This is a genomic window from Mycolicibacterium helvum (genome assembly GCF_010731895.1).
In the GTDB taxonomy this organism is placed as follows: Bacteria; Actinomycetota; Actinomycetes; order Mycobacteriales; family Mycobacteriaceae; genus Mycobacterium; species Mycobacterium helvum.
The window spans coordinates 89,639-115,668 of record NZ_AP022596.1 but is presented as its reverse complement, the minus strand read 5'-3'; the positions used below and the strand labels follow the sequence as shown (position 1 = coordinate 115,668).

At 66.8% G+C, this 26,030-nt stretch carries 27 protein-coding genes; 17 read left to right on the top strand and 10 right to left on the bottom strand.

Going from position 1 to position 26,030, the window contains the following annotated elements; all coding sequences use genetic code 11:
- Nucleotides 1-6 precede the first annotated feature (6 nt).
- Entirely contained in the window at nucleotides 7-1,029 is a 1,023-nt protein-coding gene (locus G6N38_RS00560) for a sulfate/molybdate ABC transporter ATP-binding protein (RefSeq protein WP_179968468.1), read from the top strand.
- Here the strand turns inward: G6N38_RS00560 and G6N38_RS00555 are convergent.
- From G6N38_RS00555 to G6N38_RS00545, 3 genes are read right to left on the bottom strand one after another with little or no spacing between them, the layout of a single operon-like run.
- On the bottom strand, nucleotides 1,026-1,733 hold the full coding sequence (locus G6N38_RS00555) for a sirohydrochlorin chelatase (RefSeq protein WP_163745769.1): 708 nt from the start codon (nucleotides 1,731-1,733) through the stop codon (nucleotides 1,026-1,028). The genes G6N38_RS00560 and G6N38_RS00555 overlap by 4 nt on opposite strands.
- Nucleotides 1,730-2,443: a phosphoadenylyl-sulfate reductase gene (locus tag G6N38_RS00550; RefSeq protein ID WP_163745768.1), complete on the bottom strand. Its 714-nt coding sequence runs from the start codon at nucleotides 2,441-2,443 to the stop codon at nucleotides 1,730-1,732. Before G6N38_RS00550 ends, G6N38_RS00555 begins: the two co-directional genes overlap by 4 nt.
- The gene (locus G6N38_RS00545; RefSeq protein ID WP_163745767.1) at nucleotides 2,440-4,110 is read right to left on the bottom strand and encodes a nitrite/sulfite reductase; all 1,671 of its coding nucleotides are present in this window, start codon (nucleotides 4,108-4,110) and stop codon (nucleotides 2,440-2,442) included. Before G6N38_RS00545 ends, G6N38_RS00550 begins: the two co-directional genes overlap by 4 nt.
- Nucleotides 4,111-4,414: 304 nt before the next feature.
- Between G6N38_RS00545 and hemW the strand changes: the two genes are divergently transcribed.
- Nucleotides 4,415-5,590, top strand: coding sequence for a radical SAM family heme chaperone HemW (gene hemW / locus G6N38_RS00540; protein ID WP_163745766.1), 1,176 nt, complete (start codon nucleotides 4,415-4,417; stop codon nucleotides 5,588-5,590).
- Between the two features lie 77 nt (nucleotides 5,591-5,667).
- On the opposite strand, the gene G6N38_RS00535 is transcribed toward hemW, so the two are convergent.
- Both G6N38_RS00535 and G6N38_RS00530 read right to left on the bottom strand, forming a co-directional pair.
- Complete coding sequence (locus G6N38_RS00535; protein WP_163745765.1) at nucleotides 5,668-5,901, bottom strand: hypothetical protein; 234 nt, start codon at nucleotides 5,899-5,901, stop codon at nucleotides 5,668-5,670.
- Nucleotides 5,902-6,052: 151 nt separating this feature from the next.
- Nucleotides 6,053-8,275: a SulP family inorganic anion transporter gene (locus G6N38_RS00530; RefSeq protein WP_163751718.1), complete on the bottom strand. Its 2,223-nt coding sequence runs from the start codon at nucleotides 8,273-8,275 to the stop codon at nucleotides 6,053-6,055.
- Between the two features lie 368 nt (nucleotides 8,276-8,643).
- Between G6N38_RS00530 and G6N38_RS00525 the strand changes: the two genes are divergently transcribed.
- Together G6N38_RS00525 and G6N38_RS00520 are read left to right on the top strand one after the other, a co-directional pair.
- Nucleotides 8,644-9,423 carry a response regulator transcription factor gene (locus tag G6N38_RS00525; protein WP_163745764.1) on the top strand — a complete coding sequence of 260 codons (780 nt, stop codon included), beginning with the start codon at nucleotides 8,644-8,646 and terminating at the stop codon, nucleotides 9,421-9,423.
- The gene (locus G6N38_RS00520) at nucleotides 9,420-10,961 is read left to right on the top strand and encodes a sensor histidine kinase (RefSeq protein ID WP_246227560.1); all 1,542 of its coding nucleotides are present in this window, start codon (nucleotides 9,420-9,422) and stop codon (nucleotides 10,959-10,961) included. The genes G6N38_RS00525 and G6N38_RS00520 overlap by 4 nt, the downstream gene beginning before the upstream one ends.
- Here G6N38_RS00520 and G6N38_RS00515 read toward each other — a convergent pair.
- Entirely contained in the window at nucleotides 10,916-11,239 is a 324-nt protein-coding gene (locus G6N38_RS00515) for a type II toxin-antitoxin system VapB family antitoxin (RefSeq protein WP_163751716.1), read from the bottom strand. The genes G6N38_RS00520 and G6N38_RS00515 overlap by 46 nt on opposite strands.
- A gap of 186 nt (nucleotides 11,240-11,425) precedes the next feature.
- Here G6N38_RS00515 and hrcA point away from each other — a divergent pair, with 186 nt between their 5' ends.
- The 3 genes from hrcA to G6N38_RS00500 are packed head-to-tail and all read left to right on the top strand — an operon-like array spanning nucleotide 11,426 to nucleotide 14,386.
- Nucleotides 11,426-12,463 (top strand): heat-inducible transcriptional repressor HrcA, encoded by a 1,038-nt coding sequence (gene hrcA / locus G6N38_RS00510; RefSeq protein WP_163745763.1) that lies wholly within the window; start codon nucleotides 11,426-11,428, stop codon nucleotides 12,461-12,463.
- A 26-nt stretch (nucleotides 12,464-12,489) separates the two neighbouring features.
- Entirely contained in the window at nucleotides 12,490-13,629 is a 1,140-nt protein-coding gene (gene dnaJ, locus G6N38_RS00505) for a molecular chaperone DnaJ (protein WP_163745762.1), read from the top strand.
- 4 nt (nucleotides 13,630-13,633) lie between these two features.
- On the top strand, nucleotides 13,634-14,386 hold the full coding sequence (locus tag G6N38_RS00500; RefSeq protein WP_163745761.1) for a 16S rRNA (uracil(1498)-N(3))-methyltransferase: 753 nt from the start codon (nucleotides 13,634-13,636) through the stop codon (nucleotides 14,384-14,386).
- 9 nt (nucleotides 14,387-14,395) lie between these two features.
- Here the strand turns inward: G6N38_RS00500 and G6N38_RS00495 are convergent, their stop codons facing one another.
- Nucleotides 14,396-15,583 carry a LuxR C-terminal-related transcriptional regulator gene (locus G6N38_RS00495; RefSeq protein ID WP_163745760.1) on the bottom strand — a complete coding sequence of 396 codons (1,188 nt, stop codon included), beginning with the start codon at nucleotides 15,581-15,583 and terminating at the stop codon, nucleotides 14,396-14,398.
- 117 nt (nucleotides 15,584-15,700) lie between these two features.
- Between G6N38_RS00495 and G6N38_RS00490 the strand changes: the two genes are divergently transcribed.
- From G6N38_RS00490 to era, 7 genes are all read left to right on the top strand, one after another.
- Nucleotides 15,701-16,939 carry a cytochrome P450 gene (locus tag G6N38_RS00490; RefSeq protein WP_163745759.1) on the top strand — a complete coding sequence of 413 codons (1,239 nt, stop codon included), beginning with the start codon at nucleotides 15,701-15,703 and terminating at the stop codon, nucleotides 16,937-16,939.
- The gene (locus G6N38_RS00485) at nucleotides 16,936-17,346 is read left to right on the top strand and encodes a nuclear transport factor 2 family protein (RefSeq protein ID WP_163745758.1); all 411 of its coding nucleotides are present in this window, start codon (nucleotides 16,936-16,938) and stop codon (nucleotides 17,344-17,346) included. Before G6N38_RS00490 ends, G6N38_RS00485 begins: the two co-directional genes overlap by 4 nt.
- A 94-nt stretch (nucleotides 17,347-17,440) precedes the next feature.
- Nucleotides 17,441-18,457 (top strand): PhoH family protein, encoded by a 1,017-nt coding sequence (locus G6N38_RS00480; protein ID WP_407663033.1) that lies wholly within the window; start codon nucleotides 17,441-17,443, stop codon nucleotides 18,455-18,457.
- Nucleotides 18,458-18,471: 14 nt separating this feature from the next.
- Entirely contained in the window at nucleotides 18,472-19,008 is a 537-nt protein-coding gene (ybeY, locus tag G6N38_RS00475) for an rRNA maturation RNase YbeY (RefSeq protein WP_163745757.1), read from the top strand.
- Nucleotides 19,005-20,297, top strand: a complete 1,293-nt coding sequence (locus tag G6N38_RS00470; RefSeq protein WP_163745756.1) for a hemolysin family protein — start codon at nucleotides 19,005-19,007, stop codon at nucleotides 20,295-20,297. Before ybeY ends, G6N38_RS00470 begins: the two co-directional genes overlap by 4 nt.
- Nucleotides 20,290-20,610 (top strand): cytidine deaminase-like protein, encoded by a 321-nt coding sequence (locus G6N38_RS00465; RefSeq protein WP_163745755.1) that lies wholly within the window; start codon nucleotides 20,290-20,292, stop codon nucleotides 20,608-20,610. The genes G6N38_RS00470 and G6N38_RS00465 overlap by 8 nt, the downstream gene beginning before the upstream one ends.
- Nucleotides 20,607-21,509: a GTPase Era gene (era, locus tag G6N38_RS00460; RefSeq protein WP_163745754.1), complete on the top strand. Its 903-nt coding sequence runs from the start codon at nucleotides 20,607-20,609 to the stop codon at nucleotides 21,507-21,509. Before G6N38_RS00465 ends, era begins: the two co-directional genes overlap by 4 nt.
- Here the strand turns inward: era and G6N38_RS00455 are convergent.
- On the bottom strand, nucleotides 21,506-22,957 hold the full coding sequence (locus G6N38_RS00455; protein ID WP_163745753.1) for an amidase: 1,452 nt from the start codon (nucleotides 22,955-22,957) through the stop codon (nucleotides 21,506-21,508). The two genes, era and G6N38_RS00455, sit on opposite strands and share 4 nt — an antisense overlap.
- A 64-nt stretch (nucleotides 22,958-23,021) precedes the next feature.
- Between G6N38_RS00455 and recO the strand changes: the two genes are divergently transcribed.
- The 3 genes from recO to G6N38_RS00440 are packed head-to-tail and all read left to right on the top strand — an operon-like array spanning nucleotide 23,022 to nucleotide 25,118.
- Nucleotides 23,022-23,843 carry a DNA repair protein RecO gene (recO, locus tag G6N38_RS00450; protein ID WP_163745752.1) on the top strand — a complete coding sequence of 274 codons (822 nt, stop codon included), beginning with the start codon at nucleotides 23,022-23,024 and terminating at the stop codon, nucleotides 23,841-23,843.
- Nucleotides 23,803-24,717, top strand: coding sequence for a decaprenyl diphosphate synthase (locus G6N38_RS00445; protein WP_407662879.1), 915 nt, complete (start codon nucleotides 23,803-23,805; stop codon nucleotides 24,715-24,717). The genes recO and G6N38_RS00445 overlap by 41 nt, the downstream gene beginning before the upstream one ends.
- A 2-nt stretch (nucleotides 24,718-24,719) precedes the next feature.
- Complete coding sequence (locus G6N38_RS00440) at nucleotides 24,720-25,118, top strand: hypothetical protein (protein ID WP_163745751.1); 399 nt, start codon at nucleotides 24,720-24,722, stop codon at nucleotides 25,116-25,118.
- Nucleotides 25,119-25,222: 104 nt separating this feature from the next.
- Here G6N38_RS00440 and G6N38_RS00435 read toward each other — a convergent pair whose 3' ends face one another.
- Together G6N38_RS00435 and G6N38_RS00430 are read right to left on the bottom strand one after the other, a co-directional pair.
- Nucleotides 25,223-25,630: a Fur family transcriptional regulator gene (locus G6N38_RS00435; protein ID WP_163751713.1), complete on the bottom strand. Its 408-nt coding sequence runs from the start codon at nucleotides 25,628-25,630 to the stop codon at nucleotides 25,223-25,225.
- Nucleotides 25,631-25,641: 11 nt separating this feature from the next.
- Entirely contained in the window at nucleotides 25,642-25,974 is a 333-nt protein-coding gene (locus G6N38_RS00430) for an ArsR/SmtB family transcription factor (RefSeq protein ID WP_163745750.1), read from the bottom strand.
- Nucleotides 25,975-26,030 lie beyond the last annotated feature (56 nt).

Here is a 26,030-nt window from a genome sequence, read left to right as displayed (position 1 = left end):
ACTCTCATGACCAATGCCATCACCGTTACCGGCGCCAACAAACATTACGGCGAGTTCGCGGCCCTGGACAACGTCGACTTCGTGGTACCCGCCGGGTCGTTGACTGCGCTGCTGGGCCCCAGTGGGTCGGGCAAGTCCACGCTGCTGCGCGCCATCGCCGGACTGGACCAGCCTGACACTGGCAGCATCACCATCAACGGTCGCGATGTCACCAATGTGCCGCCACAGCGTCGCGGTATCGGTTTCGTGTTCCAGCATTACGCGGCCTTCAAACACCTGACCGTGCGCGACAACGTCGCGTTCGGGCTCAAGATCCGCAAGAAGCCCAAAGCCGAGATCAAGGACAAGGTCGACAATCTGCTTGAGGTCGTCGGGTTGGCCGGCTTCCAGAACCGCTATCCCAACCAGCTTTCCGGCGGCCAGCGCCAGCGGATGGCACTGGCCCGGGCGTTGGCCGTCGATCCCGAAGTGCTCCTGCTCGACGAGCCGTTCGGCGCGCTGGATGCCAAGGTTCGCGAGGATCTGCGGGCCTGGCTGCGCCGGCTGCACGACGAGGTGCACGTCACGACGGTGCTCGTCACCCACGACCAGGCCGAGGCGCTCGACGTCGCGGACCGGATCGCGGTGCTCAACAAGGGGCGCGTGGAGCAGGTCGGCTCACCGACCGATGTCTATGACAGCCCGGCCAACGCGTTCGTGATGTCGTTCCTGGGCACGGTGTCGTCGCTCAACGGAATCCTGGTGCGCCCGCACGATATTCGGGTCGGACGCAACCCCGAGATGGCGATCGCCGCGGGCGACGGCACCGCGGAGTCCACGGGTGTTGTGCGAGCCACCATCGACCGGGTCGTGTACCTGGGCTTCGAGGTGCGAGTCGAACTGACCAGCGCAACCAATGGCGCGCCGTTCACCGCCCAGATCACTCGCGGCGACGCCGAGGCCCTGGGGCTGAAAGAGGGCGACTCGGTGTATGTGCGGGCCACCCGGGTGCCGCCGATCGCCGGCGAAGTGCAGGTTGCGGCGAGTTAGGCCGCCGCGGCCCTGGCGGCCACCGCGTGGTCGAACCGGTCGAGCACGGTCTGGGCCACCAACGGATGTGCGCCCAGTGGCGCGACCATCGACATGCCCTCGGCGTCCGCGATGGCTGCCACCCGGTCGGTGATCCGTCCCGGCGCGATGAACCACGGTGCCACGACGATTCGCCGGGCGCCCTGGCGGCGCAGCGATTCGACCCCGTCCAAGACCGATGGCTGGGGTCCCGTGGCGTAGGCCACCTGGACCCCGGACCATCGGGTCCCTCGTGCCAGTGTGTCCGCGAGCGCCGAGGTGCGGGCGTTCGCGGCGGCGTGTGAGGAACCGACCGCCACCACCAGCACGCCCAGGCCGCGCTCGAATTGGTGAATCTGGTGCTGTGCCAGGCGTTCCCGCATGACGTGGAGCAGCCGAGGATCCTCACCGAGGGTGTCGGCCTGGATCACGTCGGCGCCGGAGTCGGCGATCATCGCCGGGATATCGGTGCGGGCGTGGTAAGCGCTGGCCAGTAGCAGGGGCGTGACGACGGCGGGACCATCGAGAGTGCGCAGAACGTCGCCGAGATTCGGAGAGTTCTGTTCGCAGAACGCTACTCGGACGTCCAGCTCGGGCCGCAGCGCGCGGATGAGCTCGGCCACCGCATGTGTGGTGGCCGATGAGCGCGGATCAGCACTGCCGTGTGCCGTCAAGACGAGCCTCACGAAACGTGGAGGCCGCATTCGGTTTTGGACAGACCCTGCCAGCGTCCACTGCGCGGGTCCGCGCCCTCGATCGGCTTCGCCGTGCACGGCGCGCAGCCGATCGACGGATAGCCTTCTTCGACAAGGGGATTCACCAGCACGCTGTTGGCCTGGATATAGGCGTCTACTTCGTCATCGGTCCATGCCGCCAGCGGATTGATCTTCACCAGCTTGAACGCCTCGTCGAAGCTGATCAGCGGCGCGTTGGCGCGGGTGGGCGCCTCGACGCGGCGGATGCCGGTGACCCAGGCCGAATATCCCTGCAGCGCCGTGCGCAGTGGAGTCACCTTACGCAGTCGGCAGCACTCGGTCGGGTTGCTGGCGAACAGATCCTTGCCCAGCAGCTGGTCCTGTTCGGCCACGCTGTGCTCGGGTGTGACGTTGACGACGTGGATGTCATAGACCGCCTCGACCGCGTCACGGGTGCCGATCGTCTCGGCGAAGTGATAGCCGGTGTCCAGGAACAGCACGTCCACTCCGGGGCGCACCTTGGCTGCCATGTCGACCAACACCGCGTCCTGCATGTTGGAGGCCACGACGTATTCGCCGCTGAAATGCTGGTCGGTCCAGGCCAGCAGCTCGGCCGCGCTGGCGCCGTCCAGTTCGGCGGCGCCCTGCTCGGCAAGCTGCCGTAGGTCGGCCTCCGTCAATTCACCCACCCCAATACTCATCGCAAATCATCTTCTTCCGCTCGTACCGCCCACTGGGCGAAACGTTCTCCTTCGTGTCTTTGTTTCACGAAGTTGCGAACGAGCCGCTCGATATAGTCGCCGAGCTCGGAGGAGAGCACCTTGTGCTGACGCAGCTTGCGGCCGAAACCGCTGTCCAGGCCGAGGCTGCCGCCCAGGTGAACCTGGAATCCTTCCTCCGGGCCGTCGCCGTCGTCGACCATCTGGCCTTTGAATCCGATATCGGCGATCTGGATCCGAGCGCACGAGTTGGGGCAGCCATTGATGTTCACCGTGACCGGCACATCGAGGTCGGAGTTGATGTCCTCGAGCCGCTTCTCAAGGTCGGGCACCAAGCTCTGAGCGCGTACCCGGGTCTCGGCGAAACTGAGCTTGCAGAACTCGATTCCCGTGCAGGCCATCAGGTTTCGCCGCCAGTGCGAGGGTGTCGACGGCAAGCCGATGGCGTCGAGCCCACTGCGAAGCTCGTTCAGTTTGTCGTCGGGGACATCGAGGATGATCAGCTTCTGGTACGGGGTGAACCGGACCCGACTGGAGCCGGCCGCCTCAGCCAGGTCGGCGACCTTCGTCAGGATGGTGCCCGAGACACGCCCGGCGATCGGTGCCACCCCGACGGCGTTGAGCCCGTTCTTGAGCCGCTGCACGCCGACGTGATCGATGGGACGGGTGACCGGTTCGGGCGCGGGTCCGTCGGTCAGCGGGCGCTTGAGGTATTCGGTCTCGAGAACTTGACGGAATTTCTCTACACCCCAGTCCTTGATCAGGAACTTCAGCCGCGCCTTGGCGCGCAGCCGGCGGTAGCCGTAGTCGCGGAACACGCTGACCACGGCTTCCCACACGTCGGGCACCTCGTCGAGTGGCACCCAGGCGCCGACCCGCTGACCCAGCATCGGGTTGGTGGACAATCCGCCGCCGACCCACAGGTCGAAACCGGGGCCGTGCTCGGGGTGGTTGACCCCGATGAAGGCGACGTCGTTGACCTCGTGCACCACGTCCTGCAGGCCGCTGATGGCGGTCTTGAACTTACGGGGGAGGTTCGAGTACTCCGGCTTGCCGATGTAGCGCTTGACGATCTCGTCGATCGCGGGGGTACCGTCGATGACCTCGTCGAGCGATTCCCCGGCCAGCGGGGAGCCCAGCACCACGCGGGGGCAGTCACCGCACGCCTCGGTGGTCTGCAAGCCGACCTCGTCGAGCCGACGCCAGATCTCAGGCATGTCCTCGACCCGGATCCAGTGGTACTGCACATTTTCGCGATCGCTGATGTCGGCGGTGTCGCGGGCGAACTCGGTCGAGATGCCGCCGAGCGTGCGCAGTGCCGCGGTGGTCAGGGCGCCGCCGTCGCTGCGGACCCGCAGCATGAAGAACTCGTCTTCGAGCATGTCGGTGTTCTCGTCACCGGTCCAGGTGCCGTCATAACCGGGTTTGCGCTGGGTGTAGAGACCCCACCAGCGGAAGCGGCCCCGCAGATCACCCTTATCGATGCTGTCGAAGCCGTTCTTGGCGTAGATGTCCTCGATCCGTGCCCGCACATTGAGCGGGTTATCGTCCTTCTTGCTCTGCTCGTTCGCGTTGAGGGGTTCGCGGTTGCCCAGGGCCCATTGGCCCTCATCACGCGGTTTCGGCGCGGCTTTGGTCGGCTGACTCATGAATTGTGCTCCTCATATGTCAAGGAGCTGGCGTTCGAATCGCGCGGCCCACCGGTGAGCTGTACCGGCGGCGCAGATCCGGCGGCCAGCTGAAGTGCAGGTGGGCGGGTCTACGGCGTCAAGCCAGACAACAACAGGTACAGACGCGCTTGAAATCAACATGCCGCCGAACCACCAGAGCCACCGGGCGCAGGTTCTGGGGGGCGGGCATGCCGGCCATTCTGCCACGAACCGCGCCGGTAGCTCTAACCGGGACAAATTTTGGTTCGCGGTGAGTAAAAGTCGGCTCTGGGACACTGAACGGATGTCGGTCCGTCCCGCACTGGCCGCCCTGCCGCAAGTCGTCCTGACTCCCGGCACGGCGTTCGGCATCTACGTTCATGTGCCGTTCTGTGCCACCCGCTGCGGGTATTGCGATTTCAACACCTATACCGCCGCCGAGCTCGGCGGCGCATCCCCGCAGGGCTGGCTGACCGCGCTGCGTACCGAGCTCGAACTGGCCGCCGACCTGATGGGCACGGTGCCTGTCGACACCGTGTTCGTCGGCGGCGGCACACCGTCGCTACTCGGGGGCGCCGGACTGGCCGAGGTGCTCGACGCGGTGCGGGGCAATTTCGTCCTGGCCCCCGACGCGGAGGTAACCACCGAGGCCAACCCGGAGTCGACGTCACCGCAGTTTTTCGCGCAGATCCGCGCCGCGGGCTATACCCGGGTATCGCTGGGCATGCAGTCGGTCGCGCCGCGGGTGTTGGCGGTGCTGGACCGGACTCACTCACCGGGCCGGGCGCTGCATGCCGCCGCCGAAGCGACGGCGGCCGGCTTCGAACACCTCAACATCGACCTCATCTACGGCACGCCGGGGGAGACCGACGACGATCTGCTGCGCTCGCTCGACGCGGCGCTCACCGCCGGCGTCGACCACGTGTCGGCCTATGCGCTGGTCGTCGAGGACGGCACCGCGCTGGCCCGCCGGGTGCGGCGCGGTGAGATCGACGCACCCGATGACGACGTGCTTGCGCACCGCTACGAACTGCTCGACCAGCGGCTGTCGGCGGCTGGGCTGAGCTGGTACGAGGTGTCGAACTGGAGCCGTCCCGACGGGCAGTGCCGGCACAACGTCGGGTACTGGAACGGCGGCCAGTGGTGGGGGGCAGGGCCCGGCGCACACGCGTTCGTCGGTGACACCCGCTGGTGGAACGTCAAGCACCCGAGCACTTACGCCGAAGCGCTCGCCGGTGGTCAGCTGCCGGCCGCGGAGTTCGAGCGCCTCAACGCCCACGCCCGCCACATCGAGAACGTCCTGCTGCAGATCCGGTTGCGTACCGGGCTGCCGGTTGCGGCGCTGACCGACTCCGAGCGACTGCGGGCCGACGACGCGGTGGCTTCCGGCCTGCTGATCCACGCAGGTGACCGATTGGTGCTCACCGACCGCGGCCGGTTGCTGGCCGACGCCGTGGTGCGCGACGTGCTCGACGACTGAAGGTCGGACATGGCAAGGCCGCGGGGAAGCCTTGGGGGGTAGGCACTTCCCGCGGCCTTGCTCGGCGGGCCTGCCGTCTAGCCCAGCGCCCACACCGGAATTCCGTTGAATCCGAATGCCTGCTGGGGCGAGGTGACAGGGGGTGTGGCGTGAATCCGGGCGTGGCCCTGCTTCTGGCACATGGTCGCGCCGCCCTTCTGAAGGCAGTCCATCGGATTGGGTGCTGCCGCAGCGCTGGGAGCGAGGCTGACGGCAAGTGCGGCTGCACCGGCTGCGACGAGGGGGGCGAGGTGGCGGAGTTTGATGGTCATTGGTCGTCCTTTCGTGTTTCGGGAAGAGAAACCCATTGGGGGAGTGCAGGTTTCGTGGTATCTGCCCGATATCTCCAACATATGCGATGGACTTTGGCGCGTCACGCTATTCATATCGGAGTCAAATATGTTGATGGCCAGCAGATCTCGCTCATCGGACAGCAATTCCATTGGTCTGCAACGACGCGGTGGTGGTCGGGTCGACGTGGAGCACCTGTGCGCTGGCAATGTCGTAGAACAAGCCGACGACCTTCAGTCGGCCCTCCTCGTGCGGTCCACGGACCAGTGGATGCCGTACCAGAGTGTCGACCTGGACCGCGACGCTGACCATGCTCAGCTGGTCCACGGTGTTGAATCCTTGATCAGCGGCCGACAGGGCGATGGGGTGACGGCCTTCGTCGAAGGCGTCCAAAGCCGGCTGTGCGTACTTGAGCCAGGACCGCAGGTGTTCCTCGCCGGGCACTCGCTCGGCGGCGACGCCCTGCTCACGCAAAGCGGCGTGCATTGCGCCACAAGCGGAATGGCCGCACACGACTATCGAGGACACCGCCAACCTGCCGACCGCATAGGCGACTGCCGCTTCCACGGAAGGGTCGAGCTGATCGGCGGGTACCAGGTTGCCGACGTTGCGCACCGTATACAGGTCACCGGGGCCGCTGCTGGTGATCGCATTGGGCACAATCCTGGCGTCGGTGCACGTGATGAACAGTGTCTCGGCCTGATGGGTATGCGCCAATTTCGCCATATGCGGGCGTATCTGAGGCGCGGTCCTGCGGTGGTACACCTCCAGGCCGTCGAGAACCGCTTGAGGCGGGGTATCGCGCCGTTCATGGCCGTTCTTGGTATGCGGGTCCTGCCACGAACTCCACGGCACGACTCCGAGCCTCTTGTCGATGAGCGTGAAGGCGCGCTGCGGCGGACCGGTGAGCGCGCTGCGCAGCTCGACGGAACCGACTTCCTGCACCAGTACGCTGCCGCCGGAGGCCTCGTGCTGACGCTGCCAATCCTCGAGCACCTGGTGTGCGGCGTGGTCGATGAAGTCCACCGATACCTCCAGCGTGACGCGCACGCCCGGCGGCACGGATGCCAGCGCCTTGTGCAGCTGGGGCAGGGACAAGAACGTGCACGACCCCTCCACGGCGACGCGCCAATCATCGTTGTCCGCGTCGTCGGCGGGTTGGGCGTGAATCCTGGCACGCGCCACCCGCCACACGGTCAGCACGATCGCCAACGCCAGCCCGAGCAGGACGCCGTGGAGCAGGTTGAGGAACACCACGCCGGTGATCGTCACCAGATAGACCGCGATGTCGCCGGTCCGTCGGGCCGTCTTGATGTGGGTGAGCTTGACCAGCTGGATACCGATGACGATGAGGAGACCGGCCAGCGCCGCGGTCGGAATCTGCTGGGCCAGGCCGGCGAACGGCAGGGCGAAGACCAGCACCCACAGGCCGTGCAAGATTGACGATGCACGGGTCTTGGCGCCTGCGGTCACATTGGCCGAACTACGCACAATCACACCCGTGATCGGAAGTCCGCCGACAGCGCCCGAGGCCACATTGGCCGCACCCTGGCCCACAAGTTCACGGTTCAGGTTCGACCGCGGACCGTCTTGCATGCGGTCGACGGCGACGGCCGTGAGCAGGCTTTCCACGCTGGCGATGAGCGCGACAGTGATGACGCCCGTCGCGAACGCTCCCCAATGGCCCGCCGGCAGGCCGGGTGCCTGCAGGGCGTCGAGCAGCGACCCGTTGAGCTGGATGCGGGGCACGTTCAAGGCGAAGAGCACCGATACCGCGCTGGCGACGACGATGGCGACCAGCGGGCCGGGCACTTTGCGAATCCGTGCGGGGACCCAGCGCCACGCCACGAGGATTCCGATCACCAGCAAGCCGACGGCCAACCCGGCCCCATCGGCGGCGATGAGCTGATCGGGCAGTTCGGTGATGTTGCGCCAGGCCGAACTTTCGGAGCTGCCGCCAAGGAGGACGTGGACTTGCTGCAGTGCGATCGTGACACCGATGCCCGCCAGCATGGCGTGCACCACCATCGGTGAAATCGCCAGCGCCGCACGGCCGACCCGGCTGACCCCGAGCAGTATCTGCAGGAGTCCGGCGCAGACGGTGACAGCGCAGGTCACCGCCCAGCCGAATTCGGCTATCAGGCCTGCGACGATGACCGTCAGCCCGGCGGCAGGGCCGCTGACCTGCAGTGGTGATCCGCCTAGCGCGCCGGCGACCACGCCGCCGACGATCGCGGCGATCAGGCCGGCCAGCACCGGTGCGTCGGAGGCGATCGCGATACCCAGTGAAAGCGGCAAGGCCACCAGGAAGACCACCAGCGAGGCCGGTAGATCATGGCGCAGGATCGTGGACATCCTGCCCGGGTCATCAGAACCCGTGGTCGGCTCGGTGGAACGCTGCAAGGTAAGACTCCTGTCTGCGCATGCGAGATCTTTTCAGTAACAAGCGATTCGCGTATCGAGCCGCTGATGCGGATCGAATTCACAAGCGCGACAGTAGGTGTGGTGTCGCAAAGTCTTCAAGGAATCCATATCGGATCCATATCTGGATCCGATGAACGGTGCGCGGTCGTGATCAAACTGTGTCGCGCGTAACAGAACTTTGCGGAAGATCATGGCGGCGAACGCAATACGTCACCTCGTGTGATGCGCTGCTGCCAGCCAAAATATGAAACAGATATGGGCTCCATGACAGATTCGTGTGTTTTCTACAGAATTGAAATATGGCTCTACCGGTCGCACCCACTTCGTCCCGTCCACTCCAGCCGCGCCAGGCGATTCTCGGCCAGCTGCCCCGCATCTCACGGGTCGACGGATCGCCGATTCGTGTTCTGCTCGTCGACGACGAGCCGGCGTTGACCAATCTGGTCAAGATGGCGCTGCATTATGAGGGCTGGGATGTGGAGACGGCCGGCGACGGCCACGACGCTTTGGAGAAGTTTCGGGATTTCGAGCCGGACCTGCTGGTCCTGGACATCATGCTGCCCGACACCGACGGCCTACAGATCCTGAAGATGACCAGGGAATCGGAGGGCTACACGCCGACGCTGTTCCTGACGGCGCGCGATTCGGTGATCGACAGGGTGACGGGCCTGACCGCCGGCGCCGACGATTACCTGACCAAACCCTTCAGCCTCGAGGAGCTGGTGGCCCGGTTGCGCGGCCTGCTGCGCCGGGCCAAGGCCACCATGGACCCCGAGGACGAGGTGCTCAAGGTGGGCGACCTGGTCCTCGACGGTGCCAGCCGTGACGTTCGCCGGGCCGGTGAACCCATCTCGCTGACCACGACCGAGTTCGAGTTGCTGCGCTACCTCATGCGCAACCCCCGGCGCGCGCTGCCTCGCGCGGAGATCCTGGATCGGGTCTGGAACTACGGCTTCGGTGGACGGTCCAGCATCGTCGACCTCTACATCTCCTACCTACGTCGAAAGATCGACACGAACCGTGAGCCGATGATCCACACCGTTCGAGGGGTCGGCTACATGCTGCGGCCCCAGCAGTGAATCCCCGAACCTGGTCGTGGCGGCCGAGGTCGCTGCGCCGGCGGCTGGTTCTGTGGGTGTCGGTGATCGTCAGCGTCGCGCTGGTCGGCGTTGGTGCGGTCGCCGTCATCAGCCTGCGAGATGAAGCTGTCAGCCTGGCCGACAGTCAAGTGTCCAACTCGTTGGCGGTATTCAGCTATTCCTATGCCAAGGTCAAGCGGGGTCAGACCGCCCTGGTGCCGGCCGATGAGTCGCACGGGGATCTGATCGACTTCCCCGGTCAGGCGCCGGGCACGGTCATCGCCATGCTGGGCAACGACACCGCCGTGTACGGCACGGTGTTCACCGACGGCGAGCCCCTTCCGGCGTCGTCGGACGTCATGCGGGCGTTGGAATCCATCGACTGGGGGGACGGGGATCCCCAAACCGTCGAGCTGGGTGATCTTGGCTCGCATCGCGTTGGCCACCGCGACTTCGCCGGCGGCGAGCGGCTGGTTTCAGCGGTATCGCTGCATCAAGCGAACAAGACCGTGGCCGGCAAGGTACTGACCGTGGTGGGACTGGTGGTGCTCGCGCTGGTGGCTACCGCCCTTGGCACCGTCGTGGCGGTGAACTATGCGCTGAAGCCACTCCGGCGCGTCGCCGCGGTCGCCGGCCAGGTCGCCGCGATGCCGCTGGATGCCACGGACCATCGCATCACCGCACGGGTGGGGGACGCCGACACCGACCCGGAAAGCGAGGTCGGTGTCGTCGGGCAGACGCTGAACCGGCTCCTGGCCAACGTCGACACCGCACTGACCGAGATGGCGGCGTCGGATCGGCGGACGCGGCAGTTCCTCACCGACGCAAGCCACGAACTGCGCACTCCGCTGGCCGCGATCCTCGGCTATGCCGAACTCACCCGGCAAGACAGCGACGTCCTGCCGCCGACCACCGAGTACGCCCTGGCGCGCATCGAGGCGGAGTCGCGGCGGATGGCCGCACTCGTGGCGGATCTTCTGCTGCTGTCCCGGCTCGACGAGGGACTCGATCTGGAGCTCGAGGATCTCGATCTGTGCGATGTTGTCGCCGATGCCGTCAACGACGTGTCGGTGACCGCACCGGAACACCATTTCGTCACCGAGTTGCCCGACCACGCGATTTGGGTGCGCGGTGATCGTGCCCGGCTCCATCAGCTGCTGGGCAACCTGCTGAGTAATGCGCGAGTGCATACCCCCGACGGGGTGACCGTGACGACGTCACTGTCGACCCGCGCCGCAGGCACCGGCACGGTGGTCGAGCTGGTGGTGGCCGACGACGGGCCCGGGATTCCCGACGAGATCATGCCCAATCTGTTCGGTCGGTTCGTCCGCGCCGACAAGGCGCGGTCTCGCGAACTCGGCTGCAGTGGCCTCGGGCTGGCGATCGTCCTGTCGATCGTGGAGGCGCACAAAGGTACCGTTGTGGCCGAATCTAGACCGGGCAGAACAGTATTCATGGTTCGGCTACCTGCGGGGTCAGCGCCCGTGCCCGGTCAGCTCCCCGAGAACTGGCCGTCGGTGCCGGGGTCCATGTCGTAGACCCGGGCGTGCAGCACGGTGCGATTACGCAGCGCGGCCCGCACCGCCCGGTGCAGGCCGTCTTCGAGGTAGACCACGCCCCGCCACCTGACCGCATGGGGAAACAGGTCGCCGTAGAAGGTGGAGTCCTCGGACAGCAGACGATCCAGTGCGAGCACGGTGGTCGTGGTGACCAACTCGTCGAGGCGGATCTGTCGCGGGGGAATATGCGACCAGTCGCGGTAGGTCAGACCATGCTCGGGATACGGCTTGCCCTCCCGAACGCCCTTGAAGATCATCGGGCCGTCGCCCCCAGCGCAGCCCCCCGACTCCGCATCCACATTCGAGCAAGGCTAGTCGCTGGCGGCCGGAATGCCAGCCGACGGTGGGCTTGTGTCGACGGTGCGTGATGGCACTCGCAGCGCGTGGGTGCTAATTGAGCTGATACTGGCCGTAAAATGGGGGCAACTTGGAGGTGTACTCAGATGGGAAGTGCCGACGACCGTCGCTTTGAGGTGCTGCGCGCGATCGTCGCCGACTTCGTCGCGACCAAGGAACCGATCGGTTCCAAAGCCCTGGTCGACCGTCACAACCTCGGCGTATCGAGCGCGACCGTTCGCAATGACATGGCGGTGCTGGAGGCCGAGGGGTACATCACCCAGCCCCACACCAGCTCCGGGCGGGTGCCCACCGAGAAGGGTTATCGCGAGTTCGTCAACCGCATCGACGACGTCAAGCCGCTGTCGACGCCCGAACGCCGCGCGATCCTTCAGTTCCTTGAGTCCGGAGTCGACCTCGACGACGTGCTGCGCCGCGCGGTGAAGCTGTTGGCCCAGCTGACCCGCCAGGTGGCGATCGTGCAGTACCCGACCCTGTCCACATCGACCGTGCGCCACCTCGAGATCGTCTCGATCACGCCCGCCCGGCTGCTGATGGTCGTCATCACCGACTCCGGCCGGGTCGACCAGCGCATCGTCGAGCTGGGTGACACCATCGACGATCAGCAGCTGTCCCAGTTGCGTGAACTGCTCGGGCAGGCGTTGGAGGGTAAACGGCTCGCGGCGGCCTCGGCGGCGGTGGCCGACCTCGCTGCCCGGCTCGATGGCTCCGGCGGGCTGGGCGACGCCGTCGGCCGCTCGGCGACCGTCCTGTTGGAGTCGCTGGTCGAACACAATGAAGAACGTCTGCTGATGGGCGGCACCGCCAACCTGACCCGAAACACCGCCGACTTCGGTGGCTCGCTGCGCTCGATCCTGGAAGCCCTCGAGGAACAGGTGGTGGTCCTTCGGCTGCTGGCCGCCCAGCAGGAAGCAGGTAAGGTCACGGTGCGCATCGGCCATGAGACCGAGGCCGAGCAGATGGTCGGCACCTCGGTGGTGACCACGACCTACGGCAGTTCGGGCACCGTGTACGGCGGCATGGGTGTGTTGGGGCCCACCAGAATGGACTATCCGGGAACTATCGCCAATGTCGCCGCGGTTGCGATGTACATCGGCGATGTCCTAGGACACCGGGCCGGATAACCGGCGAGATTGTCGAAAGGTCAACTGTGGCACGGGATTACTACGGCTTGCTCGGGGTGAGTCAGGGCGCAAGCGATCAGGAGATCAAGCGCGCCTATCGAAAGCTGGCCCGCGAGCTGCATCCCGACGTCAACCCCGACGAGGCCGCCCAGCACCGGTTCAAGGAAATCAGTGCGGCATATGAGGTGCTGTCCGATCCGGAGAAGCGCCGCATCGTCGACCTCGGCGGTGATCCGCTGGAAGGCGCCGCCGCGGCCAACGGGTTCAGTGGCTTTGGTGGCCTGGGTGACGTGTTCGAAGCCTTCTTCGGCGGCGGCGGTGCATCGCGCGGCCCGATCGGCCGAGTGCGCCCCGGCTCGGACTCGCTGCTGCGAATGCGGCTGGATCTGTCCGAGTGCGCGACCGGCGTGACCAAGCAGGTCACCGTCGACACCGCCGTGCTGTGCGACGTCTGCCAGGGCAAGGGAACCCATGCCGATTCCACTCCGGTCGCCTGTGACACCTGCGGCGGCCGTGGCGAGGTGCAGACCGTCCAGCGCTCGCTGCTCGGACAGGTGATGACCTCACGCCCCTGCCCGACCTGTCGCGGAGTCGGTGAGGTCATCCCCGACCCGTGTCACCGGTGCGCCGGCGACGGCCGCGTGCGGGCCCGCCGCGACATCAGCGTCAAGATCCCGGCCGGAGTCGGCGACGGCATGCGAGTCCGGCTGGCCGCTCAGGGTGAGGTGGGCCCGGGCGGTGGCCCGGCGGGCGACCTTTACGTCGAGGTCCACGAGCAGCAGCACGACATCTTCATCCGAGACGGTGACGACCTGCACTTCACTGTCTCGGTGCCGATGGTGGACGCCGCGCTGGGGACCACGGTCACCGTTGACGCCATCCTCGACGGGCTGACCGAGATCACGATCGCGCCCGGCACTCAGCCGGGCTCGGTGACGACGCTGCGCGGGCACGGTATGCCCCATCTGCGCTCGGGTGTTCGCGGGAACCTGCACGCGCACATCGAGGTGACGGTCCCCGGCAAGCTCGATGCGCGGGCCAAGGAACTGCTCAGTGAGTTCAAGACGCGCAGCCACGCCGAAGCCGAGGTCAAATCCACGCACGCCGCGACCGCCAATTCCGGCGGCCTGTTCAACCGGCTGCGCGAGACCTTCAGCGGCCGCTGAGGCGTTGGCCGACACCCTGTTCTACGCCGACGCCATCCCGGCGGTCGGGCAGTGGGCCGTCGTCGAGGGCGACGAAGGCTTCCACGCCGCCACGGTGCGGCGCATCCGTCCCGGTGAGGCGTTGGTGCTCTCCGACGGGAACGGCGCACTAGCCCGTTGCGAGGTCGAGGAAACGAGCAAGCGGGGGTTCTCCGCCCGGGTGCTCGAGTGCTGGACTGCAGCCCGCCCCGCCCCGACGGTGACTGTCGCACAAGGCATCCCGAAATCGGAACGCTCAGAGCTGGCAATCGAACTGGCCACCGAAGCCGGTGCTGACGACTTCATCGCCTGGCAGGCGGAGCGGTGTGTCGCCCGCTGGGACGGCGAGCGCGCGGAGAAGGGGCTGCGTCGCTGGCGTGCGGTGGCGCGGTCGGCTGCCCGGCAGTCGCGGCGCGCCTACATCCCGGACATCAGCGGGCCGGTGGCCAAGCCTGCGCTGGTCGCGCAGGTCGCCGAGCGGGTAGCCGCTGGTGGACTGGTCCTCGCGTTGCACGAATCCGCTGACCGGCCACTAGCTGAACTCCCTGTCGCGCAAGCGGATTCGATCATGTTGATCGTGGGGCCCGAAGGGGGGATCAGTGGCGGTGAGCTCGACGCGCTGGTCGCCGCAGGCGCTATGGCGGTCCGGTTGGGGCCTACGGTTCTGCGCACCACCACGGCCGCGGCCGTCGCCCTGGGCGCGCTGGGGGTACTGACGCCGCGCTGGTCGATCAGCTGAGCGGACCGGTCAGGCCGGATCGGTCCGGGCCGCTAGCCGCGCATAGATCGATGCGGCCTCGGCCCGGTTGCTGGCATGCAGCTTCCGAAGCACCCGCTTCACATGGGATTTCACCGTGCCCGGGGTGATCACCAGTTCGTCGGCAATCTGCTGGTTGGTCCGGCCATCGGCCATCAGCCGTAGCACCTCGGCTTCGCGGCGGGTCAGCATGTCATGGACCCGCGACTCGACCTCGGCCAGCCGGCGACTGGCCGGGCTGCGCTCGGCCGGCTCGACCTTGCGCAATTCCAGATCGGCATCCTGCAATGCCTGGGCGGCCTGCTCGGCGGTGGCCAGCGCGCTACGCACCTCGGCGTGCTGGCGGCGCATCCGTTCCATCAGCACGGTGCGCTCGAAGGCGTAACCGAACCCTTCGGCGAACGCCCACACGGTGTCGCGGTCGATCTCGTCGACGGTCCGCCCGGAGTACAGCCGGTCGGCGTGCAGGAAGCCGATCACCTTTCCGGTCGGCATGACCGGAGCCGCGACATAGGAGTGGGTCAGCGAGAAGTCGATGATCGGACGGTTGACGCGGGGATCGTTCTGGGCGTCGCGCACGATTTCCGGTGCGTGCCTGCGGATCATCTGCGTCTCGAGCAGCATGTGGTCCAGCGGCGGGGCGACGGACTGGGCGAAGGCGACCATCTTCTCAGCACCCTCGACGTCGTCACCGAAGTACGCCGCCTCCATCATCATTCGGCCTTCGTGGACCCGGAACAGCACCGCCCGGTCGAAGCCGCACGACTCGACGAGCTCGCGCGGGGCGCGGTCGACGATCTTGGCGACCTCATCGATGCCGCGCAGTTTGGACAACCCTTCCTGCACACGCAGCAGCGCCAGCGTTCTGCGCCGGGCGGCATCCTCGATCAGTTGGCGCTCCAGCAGCGATAGATCGAGCACCGCCTCCAGCGCGGCCAGCGCCTTCTCGTCGCCGAGGCTTTCCAGCGCCTCGCGCACCAGGGTGGCATGCGCGTCGACGGTGTCGGCGACAGCCCGGATCGGATCGTCTGCCCGCTCGACGATGCCCAGCCGGCAGGCCTCGTCGTAGCGGCGCGTCACCGCGCTGGTCGGCGGTTGTTTGGAGGCCCAGCCGGGGTGATTGCCGTCGACGAGCGCGGTCACGGGCAGGCAGTCAAGAGAGTCAGTGGTGGCGGTCACAGTGCGCCGATCGTCTCACCGCGACGGGGGTAGTTGTGGCAAAACCGCCCGGTCGGGGGCGCAACTGACCTCTATCGGGAGATCGACCGGCCCCGTAGGAGCATCGAAGCTGTTCACATGACCTCGACCACCGCTTCTGCACTCCAACTGCTGACCACTCCCGAGGGGATCGCAAACCCGTACCCGCTCTTCGAGCAACTGCGGGAATCCTCGCCGGTGGCGGGCTACCAGGATTGGCCCCCGGGGACCGTGCCCGGCGCCGACGAGCCGGTGACCGCCTGGGCGTTGTTCCGCTACGACCAGGTCCTCGCGGCGGCCCGTGATGGCGAGACGTTCTCCTCGCGCGACCCCATCCAGGAGGCGTCATCGGCCCCGAGTCTGATGCTGGTCAACACCGACCCGCCCGCGCACACCGGCGAACGCAAACTGGTCAGCCAGGCCTTCTCACCGCGGCGCATCCGCCGGCTCGAGAACTGGCTTGCCGAACTGGTACCGGTCCTGCTCGCCGAGTTCGACGCCCGTACCCGCGACGGTGATCCCGACGTCATGGAGTTCGCCGACGAAGTGCCCACCCGCGCGATGGTGCGGCTGCTGGGGTTGCCCGACGGAGACCATATCCGGTTCAAGAACTGGGCCAACGCCTTCATGTTGTCGTCGACGATGACACCCGAGGAGCGGATGGCCAGCAATGCCGACATGGTGACCGCGTTCACCGAACGGGTCATCGAACACAGTGCCCGCCTTGATGATTCGCAGGATGTCGAGGAGGCGGAGGATTTGATCTCGGCGCTGTTGCGGGCTGAGCTCGACGGGCAGCGGCTCACCCCGGAGCAGATCGTGCGGCTCTGCGTGACGTTGGTGGTCGCCGGCAGCGAGACGACGACCTATCTGATCGGCAGCGTTCTGCATGCGATGGCGCGTGAGCCTGCGGTGACCGCCCGGCTGCGGGCCGACCGCTCGCTGGTGAACACCTTCATCGAGGAGGTCGCGCGGCTGACCGGGCCGCAGCGGTTGTTCCGGATCGCGACCCGCGATATCGAGATCGGCGGCGCCGAGATCAAGAAGGGGGAGTGGGTGGCGCTGTTCTTCGGAGCGGCCAACCACGACCCGGCGGTCTTCGAAGATCCCGAACGCCTGGACCTGGATCGGCCCAACATCCGTCAGCATTTGGCCTTCGGCCACGGCCTGCACTTCTGCCTCGGCGCGCCGCTGGCTCGACTGGAGGTGTTCGCGGTCGTCAACGCGGTGCTGGACCGCTATTCGGCGATCGGCCTTTCCGAGGAACCGGGCGTGCGGCAGACCGCCAGCCTGCTGACCCACGGTTTCGTCCGCCTGCCGCTGCAGCTGGTCCGATGACCACGGTCGAGAGCGGCAACATCGCCGCCACCAAGGCGATTTATGCCGCGGTCCCCGCCGGTGATCTGGAAACCGCGCTGAGCCATCTGGATCCGGAGGTCCGGATCACCTACTACGGCAGTGACGCCATCCCGTATGCCGGTGACTACCGCGGGATCAAGGAGGCGGTGGACTTCTTCACCATTGTCGGCAGCCACATCCAGATCACGGCGATGGAACCGTGGCTGTTCATCGAGGACGGTGACAACCTGGCGGTTTGGGGTCATCAGACGTTCCTTCGGACAGCCACCGGGCACACCTGGGAGTCGGAGTTCGCCCACATCATTGCGCTGCGGGGCGGCAAGTGGCTGCACTTCCGCGACTTCATGAACTCCGCACTGACCCACGACGCTTTCACCCGCGAGTAGAAGCGCGTGGATGAACCGGTAGAGCTGTGCCTTCCTGGCGGTAAACTGGGTGCAACGTTCACCGGAAACCCAGGAAGCAGGCATCGAAGACCACGTGACGCCCCGCGAGACGACCGCTGCCTCGCAAGTGCGCAGCAGCATGAGTGTTCCGCCCGACCTCGTCATGGGCCTGTTGGGTTCCGCCGACGAAAACTTGCGCGCCCTCGAACGCAGCCTGTCAGCCGACCTGCACGTCCGAGGAAACACCGTCACCCTGTCCGGTGAGGCGGCCGATGTCGCGATGGCCGAGCGGGTGATCTCCGAACTTATCGCGATCGTGGCCGGCGGCCAGACGCTGTCGCCGGATGCGGTGCGACACAGCATCGCCATGGTTACCGGCGCCGACAACGAGTCGCCGGCCGAGGTGCTGACCCTGGACATTCTGTCCCGGCGTGGCAAGACAATTCGGCCCAAGACGCTGAACCAGAAGCGCTATGTCGATGCCATCGACGCCCACACCATCGTGTTCGGTATCGGCCCGGCAGGTACCGGCAAGACCTATCTGGCCATGGCCAAGGCGGTCAATGCGCTGCAGACCAAACAGGTCACCCGGATCATCCTGACCCGCCCTGCGGTGGAAGCCGGTGAGCGCCTCGGCTTTCTGCCCGGCACGCTGACCGAGAAGATCGACCCCTACCTGCGGCCGCTGTATGACGCGCTGCACGACATGATGGATCCCACCGCAATCCCGAACCTGTTGAGTGCCGGTGTGATCGAGGTTGCGCCGCTGGCATTCATGCGTGGCCGCTCGCTCAATGACGCCTTCATCATCCTCGACGAGGCCCAGAACACCACCGCCGAGCAGATGAAGATGTTCCTCACTCGGCTGGGCTTCGGATCCAAGATCGTGGTTACCGGTGACATCACCCAGGTCGATCTGCCCGGCGGCGCCAAATCCGGTCTGCGCGCGGCGATGGATGTGCTCGACGGTATCGACGACATCCACTTCTCCGAACTCACCAGCGCCGATGTGGTGCGCCACCGGCTGGTCTCGGAGATCGTCGATGCCTACGCCAAGGCTGAGCAGCCCGGTCTGGTGAACCGCTCCCAACGTCGCTCGACACGGCGTTAGGGGCGAGTGCGAACATGACTATCGAGGTTTCCAACGAATCCGGCCTTGACGTGTCCGAAGAGGAACTGATCAGTGTCGCCCGCTTCGTGATCCGCCGAATGGATGTCAACCCGGCCGCCGAATTGTCGATGGTGCTGCTGGACACCAGTGCGATGGCCGATCTGCACATGCGCTGGATGGACCTGCCCGGTCCCACCGACGTGATGAGCTTCCCGATGGACGAGCTCGAGCCCGGCGGCCGCCCCGATGCGCCCGAGCCGGGGCCGTCGATGCTCGGCGATATCGTGCTGTGCCCGCAGTTCGCCGCCGACCAGGCCGCCGCGGCAGGACACAGCCTCGGCCAGGAACTCGCCCTGCTGACCGTGCACGGTGTGCTGCATCTGCTCGGCTACGACCACGCCGAGCCTGACGAGGAAAAAGAGATGTTCGACCTGCAGCGCAAGCTGCTCGAGGAGTGGGTCGGCGAGCAGGTGCAGGCCTACCACCAGGATCGGCAAATCGAGAAGGACCGTCGACTGCTCGATAAGTCACAGTTCTTCGACGAACCGTGACGGGCTTCAGTGCGCTTCTCGGTGCGATCGCGCTGATAGCACTGGGTGGTCTGTTCGCCGCGATCGACGCCGCCATCAGTACGGTGTCGATCGCGCGGGTCGAGGAACTGGTGCGCGATGAGCGGCCCGGCGCCTTGCGGCTGGCCCGGATCATGGCTGAGCGGCCGCGCTACATCAATCTTGTTGTGCTGCTGCGTATTGCGTGCGAGGCGGCGGCGACGGTACTGCTGGTCGCCTTCCTATGGGACGACCTCGGCCTGACATGGGGCCTGGTGGCGGCGGCCGCGATCATGACAGTCGCCAGCTTCGTCGCCATGGGAGTGGGGCCGCGCACCATCGGTCGCCAGAACGCCTACACCATCGCGCTCACCTCAGCGGTTCCGCTGCAGGCGATCTCGATTCTGTTGACCCCGATCAGTCGGCTGCTCATCGTGCTCGGTAATGCGCTCACCCCGGGCCGCGGTTTCCGCAACGGGCCGTTCGCCTCCGAGATCGAGCTGCGTGAGGTGGTCGACCTGGCGCAGCAGCGCGGTGTGGTGGCCGACGACGAACGCCGGATGATCCAGTCCGTGTTCGAACTCGGCGATACCGCCGCGCGCGAGGTGATGGTCCCGCGCACCGAGATGGTGTGGATCGAAAGTGACAAGACGGCGAGCCAAGCGACATCACTGGCGGTGCGCAGCGGCTATTCCCGCATCCCGGTGATCGGGGAGAACGTCGACGACGTGGTCGGCGTCGTCTATCTCAAAGACCTCGTCCAGCGCACCTACTATTCGTCCGACAATGGCCAGGGTGCCAAGGTGTCCGAGATCATGCGCCCGGCGGTCTTCGTTCCCGACTCCAAACCGCTCGACGAACTGCTGCGCGAGATGCAGCGCGACCGCAACCACATGGCCCTGCTGGTCGATGAATACGGTGCCATCGCCGGTCTGGTGACCATCGAGGATGTCCTGGAAGAGATCGTCGGCGAGATCGCTGACGAGTACGACCACGACGAGGTGGCGCCGGTCGAGAAGCTCGGCGACAACAAGTTCCGGGTGTCGGCTCGGCTGCCAATCGAAGACCTCGGCGAACTGTACGACGTCGAGTTCGAAGAAGACCTGGACGTCGACACCGTGGGCGGGCTGCTGGCCCTCGAGCTCGGGCGAATTCCGCTGCCCGGCGCCGAGGTGGTGTCCCATGGGCTGCGGCTGCGCGCCGAGGGCGGCCGCGACCATCGCGGCCGGCTGCGCATTGGCACCGTGTTGGTCAGCCGGACCGACCTGGAGGAAGAAGACGAAGATGAGTGATGCGCTAGAGGCCGAAGACGCGAAGCTGGTCGTGCTCGCGCGCGGCGCGATGGCGCGCGCTGAGTCAGGCCAAGGGGCTGCGGTCCGCGATCTCGACGGGCGCACCTACGCCGGTGCGCCGGTCACCCTGTCGGCCCTGCGGCTGACGGGTCTGCAGGCGGCCGTCGCTGCAGCAGTGTCCAGTGGCGCAACGGGTTTGGAGGCCGCGGTGTTGGTCGGCGGCTCGGTTGACGACGACGGTGTCGCCGCTGTCCGGGAACTCTCGCCGACCGCGACGATCGTCGTGACCGACCGCTCGGGGGCACTGCAGTGAGCGAGTTCCGTTCCGGCTTCGTATGTTTGGTGGGCCGGCCCAACACCGGCAAGTCGACGCTGACCAACGCACTGGTCGGCGCCAAGGTGGCGATCACCGCCAACCAGCCGCAGACCACTCGGCACACCATCCGCGGCATCGTGCACCGCCCCGACTTCCAGATCGTGCTCGTCGACACCCCCGGCCTGCACCGGCCGCGCACCCTGCTGGGCAAGCGGCTCAACGACCTGGTACGCGACACCTACTCGCAAGTTGACGTGATCGGGCTGTGCATTCCCGCCGACGAGGCGATCGGGCCCGGTGATCGGTGGATCTACGCGCAGATCCGCGAGGTGGCCCCCAGGACCACACTCGTCGTGATCGTCACCAAGATCGACAAGGTGACCAAGGACCGGGTGGCAGGGCAGTTGATGGCCGTCCAGGAATTGGTCGGCGACACTGTCGCCGAGATCGTGCCGGTCTCGGCGACCCGGGGCGACCAGGTCGATGTCCTCACCGATGTGCTGGCCGGTCAGCTGCCGCCCGGGCCGGCGTTCTATCCCGACGGGGAGCTCACCGACGAGCCCGAAGAGGTGCTCATGGCCGAGCTGATCCGGGAGGCCGCACTAGAAGGGGTGCGCGACGAGCTGCCGCACTCGCTGGCCGTGGTGATCGAGGAGGTCGAGGATCATCCCGACCGCGACGACATGATCAACGTGCATGCCGTGCTCTACGTGGAGCGGGACAGCCAAAAGGGCATCGTGATCGGCAAGGGCGGCGCCCGCCTCAAAGAGGTTGGGACGGCGGCTCGTACGCAGATCGAGAAGCTGTTGGGCACGAAGGTTTACCTCGACCTGCGGGTCAAGATCGCCAAGAACTGGCAACGCGATCCCAAACAGCTTGGGCGGCTTGGGTTTTAGCTCTCGGTTGCCAGGGGAGTGTTCCACCAGATCTCTGGCTGCTTGTTGGCCCAGCCGTTGATGGCCTCCAGCTCGGCTGCCAGCGAGATCAGCAGCGGCTCGCTGTTGGCCGGGCCCATCAATTGCACGCCGATGGGCAGTCCATCACAGGTGAAGCCGGCCGGGACGTTGATCGAGGGCCAGCCCAGTACGTTCCACGGGAAGGTGACCGGGCAGTCGGCGATCATTGCGCGGTCAGTGGCGCTTGCGCCGAGGTCGTCGAACTTACGGGCCGGCGGTGGTGGCTGCGCCGTCGTCGGAGCCACCACGACGTCGACGGAACGGAAGATCGCCCCGACCCGGCGGTGCAGGAGCGGCTCGGTGGCCTTGGCCCAGCGCAATAGGGCACCCGACAGCAGCCGGCCCATCCGCATGTTGGCCTCGGTCCGGGGGTCCAGTGTGACGTCGTCGCCGAGGCGCTCGGCCCACTCCAGCAGCCCGGCGGTCGAACGGGGCAGAAACGACAGCGGCAGCCGCAGCCCGTAATTCGGGTTGCCTTCCATCACCGTGTGGCCCAGCATGCCAAGCTGTTCGGCAACCTCGGTGAGCGCCGCCCGGATCTCGGGGTGCAACCTGGCGGGGAAGATCGTGAACGGAAACCGCGTCGACAGCGCGATCTTCAACGGCCCCGGCGCAGCGCCGACAGAATCGAACATCCGCACCGGCGGCGGCTTGTACAGGTCGTCCTCGACGTTGCCCGACGCCGCATCGAGGACCAGTGCGGCGTCGGCGACCGTGCGGGCCAGCACGCCGTTGACCGTGATGCCGTTGAACGGATCGAGAATCGGCCAGGTCGAGATGCGCCCCCGTTGCGGTTTGATGCCGACCAGGTGGGTCCAGGCGGCGGGCACCCGGACACTGCCCGCGCCATCGGATCCGATGGCCGCGGCCACCAGGCCGGCGGCTACCGCCGCCGCGCTGCCGCCCGACGATCCACCCGGAGTGTGCTTGCGCGACCAGGGATTTCGCGTATGGCCGAAGGCCGGCCCGCTGGTGAACGGCCACTGGCCGAGTTCGCAGCAGTTCGTCTTGCCGACGATCACCGCGCCGGCTTCCCGCAGCCGGCGCACCACCTCGGAGTCCTCGGTGGCCGGCCGGATAGGTCCGGCGGTACCGAAAGAGGTCGGCACCCCGGCAACGTCGACGTCGTCCTTGACCGCGATCGGGATCCCCAGCAGCGGTGCCTGCTCGCCCGCGGCACGACGCCGGTCGGCGTCGGCGGCTTCGGCCAGCGCCGATTCGGTGAGCACCACCCGGAAGGCGTTGAGGGTGGACTGGCTGGCCGCGATCGCGCGCAACGAGCGGCGGACCAGCTCGGTGGAGGTCACCGTCCCGCTGGCCAGCTGGTAGAGCTGCTCGCCGATGGTGGGAAACCGCGGCGGCCTGCCCAAACTCGCATGAGCTGTCATGGCGACGTCGAGACTAACGGCGCGCGTCCGCACTTATGTCGCATTGCGGTGGGAAACTTCTCCGATGCGGTTGTATCGGGATCGGGCTGTTGTGCTGCGCCAGCACAAGCTCGGTGAAGCAGACCGCATCGTCACCCTGCTGACTCGTGACCACGGCCTGGTCCGCGCGGTCGCCAAGGGAGTGCGCCGTACCCGCAGCAAATTCGGTTCCCGGCTGGAACCGTTCGCGCATATCGACGTCCAGCTGCATCCCGGCCGCAACCTGGACATCGTCACCCAGGTGGTGTCCATTGACGCCTTCGCCACCGACATCGTCAGCGACTACGGCCGCTACACCAGCGCCTGCGCGATCCTGGAAACCGCTGAGCGGCTCGCCGGCGAGGAGCGCGCCCCGGCGCCGGCGCTGCACCGGCTCACGGTCGGTGCGCTGCGGGCGGTAGCCGACGGGGCACGGTCTCGTGAGCTGGTCTTGGATGCCTACCTGTTGCGGGCCATGGGCATCGCCGGCTGGGCGCCCTCGCTGATCGAGTGTGCTCGGTGTGCGGCGCCAGGCCCGCACCGCGCTTTCCACATCGCCGCTGGTGGCAGCGTCTGTATGCATTGCCGGCCGTCGGGTTCGACCACCCCGCCGCAGGCGGTACTCGATCTGATGTCGGCGCTGCACGACGGCGACTGGGAGGCCGCCGAGGCGTCGTCGGCGTCGCACCGCAGCCACGCCAGCGGCCTGGTGGCCGCGCATCTGCAGTGGCACCTGGAACGCCAGTTGCGCACTTTGCCGCTGGTGGAGCGTGTCTACCGGCAGCCCGCCGATCACGTCAAGGAGATGTTCAGGCAGGATGAGGCCCATGGCGATGAACCGGGTAACCAGCTCGTGGCGGGGGGCTGAGCGCAAGCGGAAGGACCAGTTTCCGCAGCTCCCCCCGGCGCCCGACGACTACCCGATATTCCCCGACACCTCGGTATGGCCGGTGGTGTTCCCTGAGCTGCCGCCGGCACCCGGCGGTGGGCCGCGCCGCCCGCCCCAGCACACGTCCAAGGCCGTGCCGCCGGCGATCCCCGCCGACCAGATGCCCAAGCATGTCGCCGTCGTGATGGACGGCAACGGACGCTGGGCCACCCAGCGCGGGCTGAGCCGCACCGAAGGCCACAAGATGGGTGAGGCGGTGCTGATCGACATCACCTGCGGAGCCATCGAGATCGGCGTGCAACACCTGACGGTGTATGCGTTCTCCACCGAGAACTGGCGGCGCAGTGCCGAGGAGGTGCGCTTCCTGATGGGCTTCAACCGCGAGGTGGTACGCCGGCGGCGCGAGAACCTCGACGCCATGGGTGTGCGAATGCGCTGGGTGGGTTCGCGCGCGCGGATGTGGCGCAGCGTCATCAAGGAATTCGACGTCGCCGAGAACATGACGGTGGGCAATGACGTCATCACGGTGAACTACTGCGTCAACTACGGCGGGCGGGCCGAAATCGCGGAGGCGGCAAAGAATATCGCCCGTGACGCGGTGGCTGGACGAGTCGACCCGGAACGGGTGAACGAGGCCACGCTCTCGGAATACATGCACCGGCCCGACATTCCTGACGTCGACCTGTTCATCCGGACGTCGGGGGAGCAGCGCTCGAGCAACTTCATGCTGTGGCAGGCCGCGTACGCCGAATATGTGTTCCAGGACAAGCTCTGGCCCGACTACGACCGGCGGGATCTGTGGGCGGCGTGCGAAGAGTACGCCGAGCGAAACCGGCGCTTCGGCCGGGCCTGATCGTGGAGCTAGGGGCCAGGCTGGCCGAGGTGCTGACCGCGGTGGTCCCCGTCGAGGTGGAACCCGACGGTGCACTGACGGTGCGCTACGAGGGGACGTTCGCCTCGCTGCGGACGGTCACGATCGCCGACGACATCGAGATGGTCTCGGTGACGCAGGTTTTGGCGTGGGATCTGCCGGTCAACGCCGATCTGCGCAAACGGGTTGCCGCCCTTGCGCAGTCGACGATGCTGGGTACTGTGACCTTCGTTGAACAGTCCGGCAAGCGCGGAGATGTGATGCTGCGCTACAACTTTCCCGGCGAGGGGCTGGCTGACAAGGCGTTGCAGACGCTGGTGCTGATGGTGCTCGCCGGCGGAGCCGATGCCCGCCGCGCAATCGTCGCGTCCCCGCGAGATTGACACTGCGCGGAGAAAGTGCGAGTGACTCTCTGCGTGAGTTCAATCTCGCGATGGCGCCCCTGGCCGTGCGCGGTTGTCGCCTCGAGGTGGCGAGGTTTGCCGGCTCAGCTCCGGCACTGACCGCAGGTGCCGAACAGCTCGATGGTGTGGCTCACATCCGAAAACCCGTGCTGCTGCGCCACTTCGGCGGCCCATGCCTCGACCTCGCGCCCGCTGACCTCCACCGTCGCGCCGCAGCTGCGGCACACCAGGTGATGGTGATGGTCCGCACCCTCGCAACGCCGGTACATCGACTCCCCGGTGTCGGTGCGCACCATGTCCACCAGATCGGCCGCCGACAGTGACTGCAGCGTCCGGTACACCGTGGTGAGCCCGATGTTCTCGCCGCGGCGGCGCAGTTCGTCGTGCAACTCCTGGGCCGAGCGGAATTCGTCGACGGTGTCGAGCACCGCGATGATCGCCGCCCGCTGGCGGGTGGCGCGTACCCCGGTCGCGGTGGCGCGGGGACGAATATCGGCTCCGGTCACGGACGCTCCTCGCTGGCATGGCTGATCGCGGCGACGACGATCTCGGCCAGGTGATCGTCCACCAGCCGGTACATCACCTCGCGCCCGGAGCGTTCGCCGGCCACCACCCCCGCGGCCTTCAGGATCCGCAGGTGCTGGCTGACCAGCGGCTGCGGGACGTCGAGGGCGTCGACGAGCTCGTGCACACAGCGCTGGGATTCCCGCAGCTGCAGCACGATCGCGATGCGCACCGGTGCCGCCAGTGCGCGTAGAAGCTCGCCGGCATGTTCCAGGATGTCGGCGCGCGGCGATGACAGTTCGTCGACCCGCCCGTGGGTGGGTGTGGTCATGTCGTCACCTCCGCGTTATTGGAAACGATTTCCACTACCGGCCACTTTTCCATGCA